Here is a 15,045-nt window from a genome sequence, read left to right as displayed (position 1 = left end):
GCGGAAGGTTTTGCGCTCATGACATTCGCTCCCCTGCGCGTGCTCGTCGTCGACGACTCCGCGTACAACCGGCGCAACATCGCCGAGATCTTGAGCGGAAGCGACGAGATCGAGGTCGTGGGCAAGGCCGGTGACGGCGACGACGCGCTCCGTCAGGCCGCGCAGCTCCGGCCGGACGCGATCACGCTGGATCTCGAGATGCCGCGCATGGACGGCTTCACCTTCCTCCGCATCCTGATGGCGAGGCAGCCGACGCCCGTCATCATCGTCTCGAGCTACAGCCACAAGGAGAACGTCTTCAAGGCGCTCGAGCTGGGCGCCGTCGACTTCGTGGCGAAGCCGGACCGGCAGTTCACGGCGGACGCGCAGATCCGGCGGGAGATCATCCAGAAGGTCCTGCTGGTGCGCTACCTCCGCCCCCGGTCTCCGATGCCGGCCGTGCCGGCCCCGGCGCGGCCGGCGCAGCCTGCGTCGCCGCGCGTGGTGCAGGAGTCGTCGCGGCTCGGCGTCTCGCTGCGCCACCTCGTGGCGGTCGGCTCGTCGACGGGCGGGCCCACGGCGCTCCTCGAGATCTTCAACCGGATCCCGGATCGTTTCCCCGGCGCGATCTTCATCGCGCAGCACATGCCGGACAAGTTCACCCGCACGTTCGCGGAGCGGCTCGATCGGAAGGGCGGCCTCCGCGTGGTCGAGGCGCAGAACGGCGAGCAGGTGGTGGCCCGCAAGGCCTATGTGTGCCCGGGTAGGATGTGCATGGAGATCGCGGTGACGCCGGGCAGCGGGGTCGGGTTGAGCGGCGACATCCGGATCCGGGTGGGGGCGCCGGCGCCTGGGGATCGGTACGTTCCGAGCGCGGACCGGCTGCTCCGGAGCGTGGCGCAGGTGGGCGGGAGCCGCGCGGTGGGCATCATCCTGACGGGGATGGGCGACGACGGGGTGAACGGCGCGCGGGCGGTCCGCGCGGCCGGGGGCACGGTGGTGGCCGAGAGCGAGGACTCGGCGGTGGTCTACGGCATGCCCGGGGCTGCGGTGCGGGCCGGGGTCGTGAACGAGAGCCTGCCCTTCACGGCGATCGGCGATTTCATCGCGCTACTCTCCTAGCGGCAGTCACCCGCGTCGGATACGGGCCCACCTCGACGTTTTCGGTGCTCAGCGCACAGGAGTGCGCTTCCGCGCCGAAAACGCCGATCTGGGCCCGTCTCCTGTGCGGGTGACCGCCGCTCCAGAGCAACAGGCGGATTGAAACCTCCTGCGCAGGGCAGAATTTTGAGCCGCCAAGGGCGCCGCGCACGCCAAGAGGGAGCACAAAATCTTGGCGTTCTTGGCGCTCTTGGCGCCCTTGGCGGTTCATTTCTCGGTTGATCCACGGGATCGGCGCTCCACGGTGGGCCGGGTTCCGGCGGGCTGCCAAAGTTGACCCCTCGGGCGCATCGTGAGACAGGTCGGTCCCTGACATGCGGATCCGACGCGCCGCACGCAGGCTTGTATGTCTTGGCTGGTTGGCCGCCCTCTCGGGCGTCGCTTTCCACGGCCTTGCGGCGCCTCCTTCGGAGGCAGCGGCGCCTGCGGCCGGTGCGGCGAAGGCGGAGCCGGCGAAAGCTGAATCGGCGAAGGCCGATGCAGCGAAGGCCGACGCGGCGAAGGCTGAGCCCGCGAAGGCGGAGCCGGCGAAGGCGGAGCCCGCGAAGGCGGAGCCGGCGAAGGCTGAGCCCGCGAAGGCGGAGCCGGCGAAGGACGGGTCGGCCGAGGGCAAGGCGGAGAAGCCGGCGCCGGTCAGGGTGGCGGCCGTGTCCGTCGGGAAGGGCGGCGCGAAGAGCGCGGCCAAGGCGCCGGCGAAGGCCGCTGCGCGATCGAAGCCGTCGAAGAAGGGCGCGGCGAAGATCACGCGCAAGGCGGGGCAGCCCGGCGCGCCGGACGAGGCGGCGCGGCGGGTCATCGCGGGCACAGCGACGCCGGCGGGGGCGAGCACCAGCGAGTCGCCCGAGCTCCGCACGCTGCGCGCGATCGACCTGGCGCTGTTTCCCGGCGCGGCCCCGAGCGCCGGGCCCGCGTGGCCTGTCGACGGCACGCTCCTGCTCGGCGCGGGCGAGCCGCGCCTCGAGGTCTCCGGCCTGCCGCCCGCGGGCCTGCCCGCCCCGCCGGCGGAAGCGGAGGAGACCCGCGACATCTCCTGGCTGCGCCAGCTCGAGCTGCCCGAGATCCCGGTCCGCTGGGACGGCCGGGTGGTGCGCTACCTCGAGTACTACAAGGACGACCCGCGCGGCCGCTCCGCCGTGGTCACGTGGATCAGGAAGAGCGGCCGCTACGGCGCCGCCATCCGCCGCGTCCTCCGCGAGCAGGGGCTGCCGGAGGATCTGCTCTGGCTCTCGCTCGTCGAGAGCGGCTTCGACCCGACCATCCACTCCCCGGCCGGCGCGGCAGGCCTCTGGCAGTTCATGCCGGAAGGCGCGCGCATCTATGGCCTCACCGTCGACCGCTGGGTCGACGAGCGCCTGGATCCAGAACGATCCACCTTGGCGGCGGCGCGGTACCTCTCGGATCTGCGGCGGCGTTTCGGCGGCTGGGAGCTCGCGTTCGCGGCGTACAACATGGGGTACGGGGGGCTGCTCGCGTCGATCCGGAAGTACAACACGAACGACTTCTGGGAGCTGTCGCGGCTCGAGGCGGGGATGCCGCTCGAGACGGCGCTCTATGTGCCGAAGATCCTCGCGATCGCGATCGTGGCGCGGAACCTGGCGGTGTTCGGCTGCGACGACGTGGAGCTCGATCCGGCGGTGACGTTCGACAAGATCTCGCTGGGCTCCGGGGTGTCGCTGCAGGCGGTGGCGGCGGCCTCGGGCGCGGCGGCGCCGGAGATCGAGGCGCTCAACCCGCAGCTCGTGGCGAAGCGCACGCCGCCGTCGCCGGTGGACGCGAAGGAGCAGGCGCGCTGGGAGGTCCGGGTGCCGGCGGGCGCGGGGGCGCGCGCGGCGAAGTCGATGCCGAAGCTCCTGGAGCGCGAGCCGAAGCTCGAGCGTTACCTGGTCCGCTGGGGCGAGTCGCTCGACGACATCGCGACGTTCCGGCGGACGACGCGGTGGACGCTGCAGACGTTGAACGGCCTGCGGGCCGGCGAGCCGGTGCGCCCCGGGGCGCTGCTGTTCGTCCCGGCGGCGGAGGGCGTCGGGGCGGCGGCGGCCGAGCACCTGCTCGCGCGCGGCGCGCCGCTGTCGTCGGAGGGGAAGCCGGTCGTGGTGGTCCCGGCGCAGCGCTTCTCCTACGAGGGGCGCCGGCGGGTGTTCTATCGGGTGGTCGCGGGCGACGCGCTGCGGGATCTGGCGGCGGTGCTCTCGGTGACGCCCGACGAGATCTGCCGCTGGAACACGCTGGCGCCTGGGGCGTCGCTCCACGAGGGGATGACGCTCCAGCTGTTCGTCCCGAGGTCGCAGCGCCACGACGGCGTGTTCTTGCTCGACGAGGGCGGCGCGCGCGTCATCGAGGTCGGCTCGGAGGAGTTCTTCGCGCACTTCGAGGGGCTGAAGGGGCGGAAGCGCATCGAGATCGCGGTGCGAGAGGGGGATTCGTTCAGCAAGATCGCGAGCCGGTACGGCCTCAGCGTCGGCAGCCTGGAGCGGATCAACCAGCGCTCGCGGCGGAGCCCGCTGATGCCCGGGGATCGGCTGGTGGTGTACGTGCCGGCCTCGCGGCCGGACGAACCGGCGCCGGTCGAGCCGCGCGAGGATGAGGTCCGCGTGGCGTCGGCTCAGGCCGCGGGCGCGGTGGACGACGGCGACAAGGCGGTGGCCGAGCCGGTGAAGCCGGCGGTGCTGCTGACGCCCGTGGCGCCCGTCGAGGCGGGCGCGGGCGAGGGGAAGCCCGGCGGCGCGTGGGAGGCGGGCGCGGGCGACCTGGCCGGAGCGAGGCGGGAGGAGAAGAAGGCCGCCGAGGGCGAGAAGAAGCCGGCGGCGGGCGGAGCGGACGACAAGAAGTCCGCGGGGCGCAGCGCCGCCGAGCCGCAGCCGGCGGGGCGCGCCAAGGGGGCGCAGGACAGGGAGAAGTCCGCGTCCGGCGCTGGCACCGCGCTGTGAGGTCCGGGTGAGCTCGGGCTTCCCGGGGGCGAGACCGCCGCGTCGTGGTCTCAGGTCTTGCCAGAGGGCGTCGCCCCGGTCTCGTCCCGCCCGTGGACGCCGGCGGGCGGGCTGGTCGCCTCCACGGCGGTGAACGGCTCGATGATCTTGTAGGCGTGCGACGCCCCCCTGGGGACCGTCCAGGAGTCGCCCGGCTCGAGGCGCACCATCTGCCCCTCGATGAGCAGCTCGGCCCGTCCAGCGATGACGAACCCTACGGTCTCGTAATCCCGCGCGGTCGGCTGTTTGGCGTCGCCTGGCGGCTCGCGTTCCCAGAGCCGCATCGAGACCTGGATCCCGGAGGCCAGGTATTTTTGTCCCATCTGGCCTGTCGGAGAGCGGCCGGAGGAGACCTTCATGACGGTTGTGTCGCTCATGCGCGCCTCGCTTTCCTTCACGAGTGATTTGCCGGGTTTGGCGACGAGCGTGGGTCCGCGCCTGGCTGGAGCGAATCGGGCTTCTCCCTCTTTCCTCGTCGGTTTTCTTCGTGCGTTCGTCCTCGCTGGGAACGTATCGCGCCAGGGAGATCTGCTGTAGGATGCCCGCACAGGAGGCTGTCCCGTGGACCTGGGGACCGGATGTCATGTCGCGCGGGCGCAGGTGGTTGACGGATCGCGCGGCGTGAGCGCCGGGCGGCGGGGGCGCCGTGGGGGCGCCGTGGCTCGCCTCGCTCTGCTGGTCGCGGCCGTCGGTGCGCGCTCCGTGGCGGCGGGGCGCGCCGCGCTTCCGGAAAGCCGATGATGCCCTCGCCGAAGAGCTCGACACTGCTCGCGTCCGGGGTGCTGATCGACAAGAAGTACCGGCTCCTGCGCCAGATCGGCGAGGGGGCGATGGGCGTGGTCTGGGCGGCGGTGAACGTGGCGACGGCCCGCGAGGTGGCGCTGAAGCTGATCCACCGGCCCGAGACCGAGTTCCGGCTGCGGCTGCAGCGCGAGGCGCGCAACTGCGGGGCGCTGCGGCACCGGAACGTCATCGACATCTACGACATGGGGGAGACCGAGGCCGGGGAGCCGTTCCTGGTGATGCAGCTGCTCACGGGGGAGACCGTGGCCGAGCTGCTCGCGCGGCGGCGCCGGCTCGACCCGCCCATGGCGGCGTCGATCGGGCGAGACGTGGCGAGGGGGCTCGCGGCGGCGCACGCGATGCACATCATCCACCGCGATCTGAAGCCTGCGAACATCTTCCTGCACCGCGAGCCGGACATGGACGAGCCGGTGGTGAAGGTGCTCGATTTCGGGGTCGCCAAGAACCTCTCGGTCAACGACGGCCTGCACACGGTGCAGGGCGGCGCGGTCGGGTCGCCGCTCTACATGAGCCCGGAGCAGGTGAGGGCGGAGCCGAACGTCGATCACCGGGCCGACATCTGGGCGCTCGGCGTCGTGCTGTTCGAGATGCTGACGGGCATGCGCCCGTTCCAGGGGGACGCGCAGGCGGTGTTCATGGGGATCTTGACGGGCGAGATCCCCACCGTGTCCAAGTACCTGAGGCGGGTGGACCAGGGGCTCGTCGACCTGATCGCCCGCTGCATGCGCAGGGATCGCGCGGAGCGGATCGGATCGGCGGCGGAGGTCGCGGCGCTGCTCGATCGGTACGCGGAGCGCGGCGCGGGTCCGGGCAGGGACGCGGCGCTGCGGCAGTCGTCGCCGGAGGGGCGGGGGGCGCTCCCGGACGAGGACGTGGACGGTGGCTGGGAGGAGTCGCAAGGCGGCACGGTGGCGCTCGCGGCGCAACCCGGGTCGGCGCTCGCGGCGCAGCCTGCGTCGATGGCGCAACCCGGGTCGGCGCTCGCGGCGCAGCCTGCGTCGGTGGCGTACCCCGCGTCGGTGGCGAACCGGTCGGGGAGCGTCGAGGGGGGCGCGGGAGCGCTGCCGCTGGCGCTGCTCGGTGGGGGGCCGCGGGCCCCGGTGCCGGTGCAGGAGTCGCCTGAGGCGCACAGGTCGCCGGGGCCGGGACAGGGGGCTGCGGGGCCGGCGTCGGGCATGAGCCGCGCGGCGGATGGGGGGCCAGCGTCGGGCGCCGGCCATGCGGCGGGCGCGGTTCCTCGGCGTCCGGGCAGCTCGGGCCAGCACCTGGCCGCGGCGTCCGTGGTGCGCGCGCTGCGGGACGAGGACGTGGCGACCTTGCCCCTCACGCGGCGGAACGCGGAGGCGGCCGGGGCCGCTGGGCCGCGCGCTGGGTCGGGGACCTATCCGGCGGCGGGGCCTGCCGCCGCTGCGCCCCGGCCCCCGTCGTCGTCGGTGGCGGCGTTTGCAGCGCCGGAGCCGTCCCAGGCGAGCGCGGTGCAAGCCGCTCCGGCGCAGCCTGCGCCCGTGGCGGCGCCGCAGCAGGGCTCCTGGGCGATGACGGTGCGCATGAACGCGCCGCCGATGCCCGAGGCAGGGGCGGGGCCAGGTGGCCTCGGCCCTGCCGGCGCGCTGCCGCCGGGAGGCATCGCCGCGCAGCCGAGCTGGAGCTCGGCGCCGGCCGCGTGGCCCGGCCCGGAAGCGGGCGCGAGCGCCTCGGACTCCAGGTCGGGCGCGACCACGGCGACGGGCGCGCCGCGCCAGGCCGGGAGCTCGTCGACGACCCCGCTCGTCTCCAACCATCCGTCGGTCCATCAGGTCGGGGTGCACCAGGCCCAGGACGCTCAGGAGCGGGCCCCGCACGGCGGCGAACCGAGGCGCAAGCGTACGGCCGCGACGCTCGCGATCGTGGCTGCCGCGCTGTCGCTGATCCTCGTGGGGATGCTCATCTCGCTGAGGTCGCCGGAGACGTCGTCGGCCGCGCCGGAAGTGTCCGGGAGCGCGATGCCGTCGGTGGACCGCGCCGGAGGAGACACGGTCACCGCGCCGGAGCGCGGGGGAGCGCCGCCGCCGAACGCGGAGCCCCCGGCGCCGTCCGCGGACGCGCCGCCGGGCTCCTCGGCGTTGACGCCGCCCGTGCCGCCTGCGCCGAGCGCCCCTCCGGCGAGCAACACGGCGGGGGCGTTGCCGGCGGGCGACGGCGCAGGTGCGTCGGCGCCTGACGGCGGCGCGGGCGCGGCGCCGGGGACGGCGAGCGACGTGAAGCCGGGCAAGTCGGCGCTCGCGGCGCCTCCCGCGACCTCGCAGCCGGCGACCTTGCAGACCGCGAAGGCTGCTCCATCCGCCGCCTCGTGCGAGCACCTCAGGTTCTTGGACAGGAAGAAGTGCGAGGCGAAGCGCAAGAAATAGACTCGGCCTCTCCGCGGCCCGCGCCGCCTCTTCCGAGATGTCGCCACGGTCGCGACGCGACTCCTGGGTAGCGGCGAGGTGGCGGCGACGATCACGCGCGCTGAGAGCGTGCCCGCACCGGGAGCGCCGGAGCCGGCTCCGCGCTCCGCGAGCCCGGTCAGCAGCTTTTCTTGACGGTGCGCTGCCTCACCTGCGACACTTCTCCGAAGCACCGTCGACCTGCTGCCACGTCCGTCTTCCAGCGAGACTACCCCATGCAGTCCCCTTCGGCTCCTGCCGCGCCGCCGCCGGGTGCGCTCATTTGCGGCAAATACCGCCTTCTCCGGCGGATCGGCGAAGGGGCGATGGGCGTCGTCTGGGCGGCGCACAACGAGGCTACCTCTCGGGAGGTCGCGCTCAAGCTGCTGGTGCGGCCCGACCCGGAGCTCCGCGTCCGGCTGCTGCGGGAGGCGCGCGCTTGCGGCGCCGTGAGCCACCGGAACATCGTCGACATCTACGATGCTGCCGAAGCGGAGAACGGCGACCCGTTCCTCGTCATGCCGCTGCTCTCCGGCGAGACGCTCGCGTCCTTGCTCAAGCGCAAGCGCAAGCTGGAGATCCACGATGCCTCGCGCATCGCTCGGGACATCGCGCGCGGCCTCTCCGCCGCGCACGAGCGGGGCATCATCCACCGCGACCTGAAGCCGTCCAACATCTTTCTCCACACCGAGCCTGGCGAGGGCGACGCCATCGTCAAGATACTCGACTTCGGCGTGAGCAAGTTCCTCGCGGGTCCTCAACAGGTGAAGACCGCGACAGGCATCCTCATCGGGTCGCCGGCGTACATGAGCCCTGAGCAGGTGCTGGCGCAGAGCGATATCGACACGCGCGCGGACCTCTGGGCGCTCGGCGTGGTGATGTTCGAGATGCTCACGAGCAGGCGGCCGATCCAGGGCAATGCGCATGAGCTCCTGAGAAGCGTGCTGCACGGCGACATCCCGGCGGTGTCCCAGTCCGTCTGGCAGATCGATCCCGGCCTCGATGCCCTGGTGACGCAGTGTCTCCAGCGCGATCGCGAGAAGCGACCGCGCTCGGCGGCCGAGGTCGCGGCGGCGCTCGAGCCGTTCGTCACGCCGCCGGCGCCGCAGCGCGTGCCCTCGAGGCCGGGGTCGTCGCCGGAGCTGCGGCACGAGATCCCGCAGCAGCTCGGGCGAGGGTCATGGGGTGGGGCCGCTCCCGGGCGGAGGCCGACGCCGGCGACCGGGACGCCGCTTCCGGCGTCCGTGGCGCATCTGCAGGCCTCGCAGGGACACCCGAACACGCCGGTGTCGGGGCCGCGCGGGGCGGTCGCGTCGCCGGGGCAGCCGGCGGCGGGCGCATGGCCGGGGCAGCCGGCGGCGGGCGCATGGCCGGGGCAGCCGGCGGCGGGCGGGGCGGCGGCACCGGGGCATCGGGAGCGGATGGCGAGCCATCCCCTGCTGGGGGACCGCGGGACGATCAAGATGTCACCGGAGCAGGCGGCCGCCTATCGATCAGCGGCCAGCGCGTCCAGCCCGTCGCTGGCGCGTCCGGCCGCTCCCCTCGGACAGGCGCTGTCGCACGGCGGCACCGTACCGCTCGATCCGCTCCCCGAGCCGAAGAGGCCGCCTCCTGTGCCCGCCCGCTCGCCTGTCGTGTGGATTGCGATGGCCGTGGTCGCGGCGGCGCTCCTCCTGGGGATCGGCATGGCCGCGGGGTATCTCTTGCGGCGCGGCGAGGTGGAGCGCCCGAGGGACCCCGGCGGAGAGCGTGCTACCTTCCGCGCCGCCCTCTCGTTTGCGATAGGTAAAGCGACCTCGCCCATCGCGGCGACGCGCCTCGACCCACCCTAGCTGAGCTCGATGTCGACCTCCTTCACGCAGATAGCTGCCGGCCTGGTGATCGCCGAGAAATACAAGCTGGTGCGGCGGCTGGGCGAGGGATCCATGGGCGTCGTGTGGGCGGCGCTCAACCTGTCCACGTCGCGCGAGGTGGCGCTGAAGCTGATTCACCGCCCGGATGCCGAGCTCCGGAGGCGGCTGCAGCGCGAAGGGCGCAACGGCGGGGCGCTGCGGCACCGCAACGTCATCGACATGTATGACATGGGGGAGACCGAGTTCGGCGAGCCCTTCCTGGTGATGCAGCTGCTCACCGGAGAGACGCTCGCGGACCTGCTCGTGCGCAGGCGGCGGCTCGACGCGGACGTGGCGGCGTCGATCGGGCGCGACGTGGCGAGGGGGCTCGCGGCGGTGCACGCGCTGCACATCGTCCACCGCGATCTGAAGCCGGCGAACATCTTCCTGCACCGCGAGCCGGACATGGACGAGCCGGTGGTGAAGGTGCTCGATTTCGGGGTCGCGAAGAACCTCGCCGTGAACGACGGCATCCGCACGGCGACGGGCGGCGCGGTGGGATCGCCGCTCTACATGAGCCCGGAGCAGGTGAGAGCCGAGCCGAACGTCGACCACCGGGCCGATCTCTGGTCGCTCGGCGTGGTGCTGTTCGAGATGCTGACGGGCATGCGGCCGTTCCAGGGGGACGCGAGGGCGGTCTTCACTGGCATCCTGACGGGCGAGATACCGAAGGTCTCCCGGTACGTGCGGCGGGTGGATCCGGGGCTCGTGGAGCTCGTGGCGCGGTGCATGGCGCGCCACAGGGACGAGCGGATCGGATCGGCGGCGGAGGTGGCGGACCTCCTCGACGGGTACACGGCCGCGGGGGCGAGGGCGAGGGCGAGCTTCGCTGTCGGGGGCGGGGGCGGTGGGGGCGGCGGGCAGGTGGCGGCGATGGAGGCGCCCGCGTTTCCCGGCGGGGCGCCGGCAGGGGCGGCGGTGTCGCCGACGGCGAGCGGGGCGGCGGTGTCGGCGATGGCGAGCGGGGCGGTGGTGTCGCCGACGGCGAGCGGGGCGGCGGTGTCGGCGATGGCGAGCGGGGCGGCGATGGCGAGCGGGGCGCCGGTGTCGCCGACGGCGAGCGGGGCGCCGGTGTCGCCGATGGCGAGCGGGGCGTCTGCGCCGGAGTGGAACGCCGAGCTGACCCAGAGGCTCGAGCCGGAGGCCATGGCAAGCGCCGAGGCGGCGCTGGGCGCGTCGCCCGCGTGGGGCCACGGTGAGCCGGGGAAATCGACGACCGCGCCGCTCGTGCCGGGCCCGGAGGCAGGCCGAGGCGCGCAGCCGTCGCCCTGGGCAGCGCGCGCAACGCCGGTGCCTCCGCAGGCGCCGCGGACGCCGCCGCGGCGGCAGGGAGGCTTGAATCGCCTTCCATTCCCGGCCGTGGTGGCGCTCGCCGCCGGCGCGGCTGGCCTGGTCGGCGCAGCGCTCTTCGTCGCGTTGCGCTCGCCAGCGCCCGCGGAGAACGCAGCCGGGCCCGAGGCGATGGCGGAGGCCGGGATCGAGAGCGCGGTGAGCGTTGCAAGGCCGCCGGACCCGCCGCCCCCGCCGGCGACCGCTGCACCGCAGCCTTCGGCGACGGCTGAGCCGACCAGGCCGGAGGAGCCGGCGGATGCCGGCGCGGCGAACAGCGCGCCGGACGCGGGGCCGGCGGGCACGGAGCCGGCGTCGGCAGAGCGGAGTCAACCGGCGGTGGAGGCGCTGCAGCAGCCGGCGGCGGCGCCGGTGATCACGGCGCCGCCGGCTGCTACGGCGCCCGCGCCGGTGCGGTCGGTGGTCGCGGCGCAGCCCAGGATCCAGCCTTCGGCGCAGCCTGCGCCCGCACCGTCGCGTTCTGCACAGCCACCGGCGGTCCGGCGGCAACCCGTCGATCCGTGCGCGGGCAAGACAGGGTTCATGCGGACGAACTGCCTGCGGGACCAGGCGAAGAAGAAGGACCCCTACGCTCCCTGAGCGGTGTTGCGCGCGGGGGAGCCAGGCATCCGTCGTTCCGGCCGCGCGAGCGCGATGGTAAGCCTGCGCAGGTGGGGGAGCTACCTGGGGGCCTATGTCGGGGCTGATCGAGGCGCACAAGCTGCTTCCGGGCATGCTGCTCGCCAGCAAGTACCGCTTGCACCGCAAGATCGGGCAGGGGGCGATGGGGGTCGTCTGGGCCGCGACCAACGAGGCCACGGGGCGCGAGGTGGCGCTCAAGGTGATCGCCCGGCCGGATCCCTCGCTGCGGAAGCGGCTCCTGCGCGAGGCGCAGTCGTGCGGCGCGCTGCAGCACCCGAACATCGTCGACGTGATCGACGTGGCCCGCACCGAGAGCGGCGAGCCGTGCCTGATCATGGAGATGCTCGCCGGGGAGAGCGTGGCGGCGCTGCTCGAGGCGAGGCGGCGGCTGGACGCGCCGCTGGCGGCGCGGATCGCGCGCGACGTGGCGGGCGCGCTCGCCGCGGCGCACGCCGTGCAGATCGTGCACCGCGACCTCAAGCCGGCGAACCTCTTCCTGCACCGGCCGCCGGAGGCGAGCGACTTCGTGGTGAAGGTGCTCGACTTCGGCGTGGCGAAGAACCTGGCGATCGCGAGCGGCGCGACGTCGACGCTCGACGCGGCGGTGGGCACGCCGTTCTACATGAGCCCGGAGCAGGTCCGCGCCGATCGGGACATCGATCCGAGGGCGGATCTCTGGGCCCTCGGGGTGGTGCTGTTCGAGATGCTGACCGGCGTGCGGCCGTTCCAGGGGGACGGGACGCAGCTGATCTCGCAGATCCTGGAGGGGGAGATCCCGAAGGTGTCGCGCTACCTGCGGCGCGTGGACGAGCGGCTCGTGCGGATCGTCGATCGCTGCCTCCGCAGGGCGCGGGAGGAGCGGTTCGCGTCGGCGGAGGAGGTGGCGCGGGAGCTGGCGGTGTTCGTGCCGCGGGGCACGGGCATCGCAGGAGGCGCGTGGGTGGAGCGGGCCGCGGCGGCGGCGGAGCGCTGGGACGAGCGAGGAGCGGCGGGAGAGGGCGGGGAGGCGCTGCCGGAGACGGTTGCGAGGCAGGAGGGCGGGGAGACGGCGGTGGCGCCGACGCGGAGCCAGGGGGCGAGCGTGGATGAGCTCGCGACGACGGTGCCGGTGGCGCGGTCGGAGCGGGAGAGCGGCGGGGGGAAGACTGCGGCTGGGCAGGGCGGGCAGGCGGGGGTGGAGGCGGAGGCGACGAGGCAGGGGCTTCATGCAGCCAGCGCGGTGTCGGGCTGGGGTGGGAGGCCGGTCGGCGGGGAGGCGCGTTTCGGAGGGCCGGGCGCGGGGGAACAGGTCGGTGGGGCCTCGAGCGCCGGGATGCCGACCGGGGCGCCGGTCGCCGATCCCAGGCCGGTGGTGACGCATCGCGGAACCGTTGTGATGCGAGATCAGCTGGCCGTAGCGCAGCAGCGGGCGGTGGCTGCGATCATGGATGCGGCGAGAGAGCAGGCGAAGAGGGGCGGCGCGCCCGTCGCGAGCGCTCAACCCGCAGCCAAGGTGGCGAGCAATGGTGAAGCGAGGCGAGAGAGAGGGAAATCAAGGGTCGTTGACGTGGTCGTGACGCTTGCGGTGGGCCTGATCGTGGGCGCGCTGGTCGCCGTGTGGATTGGCCGCCGGGAGCAGCTGTCGACCGCACCTGCGGGAGCGGACGGCGGCGGCGACCCGGCGGCGGGCGCGGCGGCAGCGTCCGCTCGGGGAGGGGAGCGGTCCGCTGCGGCGGCAACGCTCGGTGCGTCGTCTTCTCCAGAGCAGACGACGACGGCGGTTGCAGGGGCTCCCGCCGAGGTTGGGGACACGGCGCGCAAGGGCGTGGAAGCGGTTGGGGTCGGGGAGGGGGAGGCCAGAGACGCGGGGCCGGGTCAGGCGGTGCAGGTGCCGCAAGCCGCGCCGAAGGGGGGCGCGAAGCCGCCCGCACCGGCGGCGACGGCGGGCCAGGGGAGCGTGCCGTCGCGCGCGGCGGGGACGGGAGAACGGGCGCTGAAGTCCGGCGAGAGGGCGGGACAGGCGAAGGCGCCGCCGCGGGAGGACGAGGTGTATGGGGCGCCGGCTGCGCGCTCCACCACGCCCGCTGGACGTGGCGCACCGCCGGGCGAGGCGCCTGCGCCGGAGAAGAAGAGCGCTGCGCCGCCTCGGCCTTTCTGAGGGACCATTACATCACGAAAGCCGGTGCCATCCGCGCGGTGCGGAGCGAGGAGGAGACGGCGGCAGGAGTCATGGCGCCGGCGCTCGCTGAGGAGACGAGAAATCCAGCAGCGTTCTGGCCTCACCCGCATCGCCGGCGTACGCGACATCGCTGCCAGCGCCGCCGTCGCCGGCCAGGCCCAATTGGACCGTCACGGCGTCTAGGGACGGGACGGTGGCCGGCGTGCCCAGGAAGGCGATGCCGAGGGAGTGGCCGCCCTGACCGCCGCCGCCGCGGCCGCCGGAGCCTCCCTGGCCTCCCTGCCCGCCGCGACAGCCGTCGGCCACGAGGTTCATCAAACCCGTCCCGCCCGGCCCGCCATAGGCACCAGGTCCGCCATCCTGGCCGGCGGCACCGTCGCCGCCCTTGCCGCCATCACCCGCGAGCAGCTGGACGCCTTCACGGAATGTGAGCGTTGCGTTGATGCTCACCAGGGCGATGCTCGACCCACCAGCATAACCGCCCCTGCCGCCAGCACCGCCGCAGCCGCCAGCGCCGCCGTTGCCGCCGCTGGCACCGCCACGGGTGCCAGCTGTGCATTCGGTGGTTCCGCGGGTGCCGCCGCCACCCCCGCCGCCCTGGGCGGTGGTTCCGCGTTGGCCATCGCGGCCGGACAACCCGGTGTAGCCGGCGCTGGAGAGCTGGCCGATGCCGTGTGCCCCTGCGCCTGGTGCGCCGGGGTCACCCGCTCTGCCTGGCTGGCCCGCGGTACAACCCCTGCTTTCGGCAACGTAGTTGCCACCGTTGGGATACCCCTCCGCCCCGGGAGAACCGCTGGTGCCATCGGTCCCGCGGTCCACGAAGCCATTCCCGCCCCGCCCACCGATCGAGTCGTCGGAGGTGTCCGCAGTACCGCACGTATCGGGTTGCGGTGCCGCAGTGGATACGTCGTTTGCCGAGCATGCAGGGTTCCCTCGGGTGCCCTGGGGGAGTCGCGCGGGTTGCGGAGGAGGGGGGGGCCCCGGGGCGCCGGGCGCCGCATCGCCCGCCTCGAAGGTGCACCGGGCCAGGTCGACGGCGCAGCGCTCGGCGATTGCTGCGATGGCGGAGGTCCCCGCGTCGTCCGAATCGATCGACGGAGCGATGACATGAAGATTCGCCAGGCGCACCGTCTCGCCTCGGGCGCGCATGGCCAGGGGTACAATCCCGGGCGCCGCCGTGAGGATGGTTTTCTTCGCCTCCCGCCATTGCCAGTTTGCGTCGCAATCGAGGCCACCGTAGAGCGTGACCCCCGCCGTCACGGTGAGCGATTCGTTGAACGTCTGGGCGCACGCGTACACGCGCCGCGCCCCCTTGTCCTCGATCAGCGCGGCGCGCCGGAGGGCCTCCGCGAGCGTCTTCACCGGCGCATCCGGGCTCCCGTCACTCTCGTCGCTCCCCGTGGCCGACACGAACACGCCGCAGGTCGGGTCCGCGGTCCAGCGCTCCACCTCGCTGGGCACGCACCCCTCGGGCGTCGGTCCTCCCCCGGCACCCCCGGTCCCTGTTGCGCTGCCGGTCCCCATAGCGCCTTCGCTCCCGGCAGCGCCGCCATTCCCCGTGGCACCCCCGGTCCCTGTTGCGCCGCCAGTCCCTCCGACCCCCACGCCACCCGCTCCTCCTGCCCCGGCCAGATTCGCTTCACAGCGTATGGCCTTGTGCTCGCAATCGTCTCGGGGCGGGAACGGGAAGCAGCCCGCCGCAGCGAGGC

Annotated in this window: 8 protein-coding genes; 6 read left to right on the top strand and 2 right to left on the bottom strand. The window is 73.8% G+C overall.

Features of this window, described 5'->3' with window-relative positions; all coding sequences use genetic code 11:
- The first annotated feature begins 18 nt into the window (after positions 1-18).
- On the top strand, positions 19-1,101 hold the full coding sequence (gene cheB / locus ACSRUE_RS40365; protein ID WP_441288196.1) for a chemotaxis-specific protein-glutamate methyltransferase CheB: 1,083 nt from the start codon (positions 19-21) through the stop codon (positions 1,099-1,101).
- A gap of 398 nt (positions 1,102-1,499) precedes the next feature.
- Complete coding sequence (locus ACSRUE_RS40360; RefSeq protein ID WP_441288195.1) at positions 1,500-4,067, top strand: transglycosylase SLT domain-containing protein; 2,568 nt, start codon at positions 1,500-1,502, stop codon at positions 4,065-4,067.
- 50 nt (positions 4,068-4,117) lie between these two features.
- On the opposite strand, the gene ACSRUE_RS40355 is transcribed toward ACSRUE_RS40360, so the two are convergent.
- A complete protein-coding gene (locus tag ACSRUE_RS40355) occupies positions 4,118-4,483 on the bottom strand; it encodes a cupin domain-containing protein (RefSeq protein ID WP_437769492.1) in 366 nt (121 codons plus the stop codon).
- Between the two features lie 360 nt (positions 4,484-4,843).
- On the opposite strand from ACSRUE_RS40355, the gene ACSRUE_RS40350 reads away from it, so the two are divergent.
- The 4 genes from ACSRUE_RS40350 to ACSRUE_RS40335 all read left to right on the top strand — a co-directional run bounded on the left by ACSRUE_RS40350 (position 4,844) and on the right by ACSRUE_RS40335 (position 13,315).
- A complete protein-coding gene (locus ACSRUE_RS40350) occupies positions 4,844-7,297 on the top strand; it encodes a protein kinase domain-containing protein (RefSeq protein WP_441288194.1) in 2,454 nt (817 codons plus the stop codon).
- A 254-nt stretch (positions 7,298-7,551) separates the two neighbouring features.
- A complete protein-coding gene (locus tag ACSRUE_RS40345; protein ID WP_441288193.1) occupies positions 7,552-9,147 on the top strand; it encodes a protein kinase domain-containing protein in 1,596 nt (531 codons plus the stop codon).
- Between the two features lie 9 nt (positions 9,148-9,156).
- On the top strand, positions 9,157-11,136 hold the full coding sequence (locus ACSRUE_RS40340; RefSeq protein ID WP_441288192.1) for a protein kinase domain-containing protein: 1,980 nt from the start codon (positions 9,157-9,159) through the stop codon (positions 11,134-11,136).
- 94 nt (positions 11,137-11,230) lie between these two features.
- Positions 11,231-13,315 (top strand): protein kinase domain-containing protein, encoded by a 2,085-nt coding sequence (locus ACSRUE_RS40335; protein WP_441288191.1) that lies wholly within the window; start codon positions 11,231-11,233, stop codon positions 13,313-13,315.
- 69 nt (positions 13,316-13,384) lie between these two features.
- On the opposite strand, the gene ACSRUE_RS40330 is transcribed toward ACSRUE_RS40335, so the two are convergent.
- Entirely contained in the window at positions 13,385-14,797 is a 1,413-nt protein-coding gene (locus ACSRUE_RS40330) for a hypothetical protein (RefSeq protein WP_441288190.1), read from the bottom strand.
- Between the last annotated feature and the right edge of the window lie 248 nt (positions 14,798-15,045).

It is taken from the genome of Sorangium sp. KYC3313 (assembly GCF_052075895.1).
GTDB lineage: Bacteria > Myxococcota_A > Polyangia > Polyangiales > Polyangiaceae > Sorangium > Sorangium cellulosum_B.
Note: the sequence above shows the minus strand (reverse complement) of the source record. Positions and strands in the feature narration are given on the sequence as shown.

Bases quoted from the DNA above. Each gene is read 5' to 3' on its own strand.
- cheB (WP_441288196.1), top strand. From the start codon at position 19: ATGACATTCGCTCCCCTGCGCGTGCTCGTCGTCGACGACTCCGCGTAC.
- ACSRUE_RS40355 (WP_437769492.1), bottom strand. From the start codon at position 4,483: ATGAGCGACACAACCGTCATGAAGGTCTCCTCCGGCCGCTCTCCGACA.
- ACSRUE_RS40350 (WP_441288194.1), top strand. From the start codon at position 4,844: ATGATGCCCTCGCCGAAGAGCTCGACACTGCTCGCGTCCGGGGTGCTG.
- ACSRUE_RS40345 (WP_441288193.1), top strand. From the start codon at position 7,552: ATGCAGTCCCCTTCGGCTCCTGCCGCGCCGCCGCCGGGTGCGCTCATT.
- ACSRUE_RS40340 (WP_441288192.1), top strand. From the start codon at position 9,157: ATGTCGACCTCCTTCACGCAGATAGCTGCCGGCCTGGTGATCGCCGAG.
- ACSRUE_RS40335 (WP_441288191.1), top strand. From the start codon at position 11,231: ATGTCGGGGCTGATCGAGGCGCACAAGCTGCTTCCGGGCATGCTGCTC.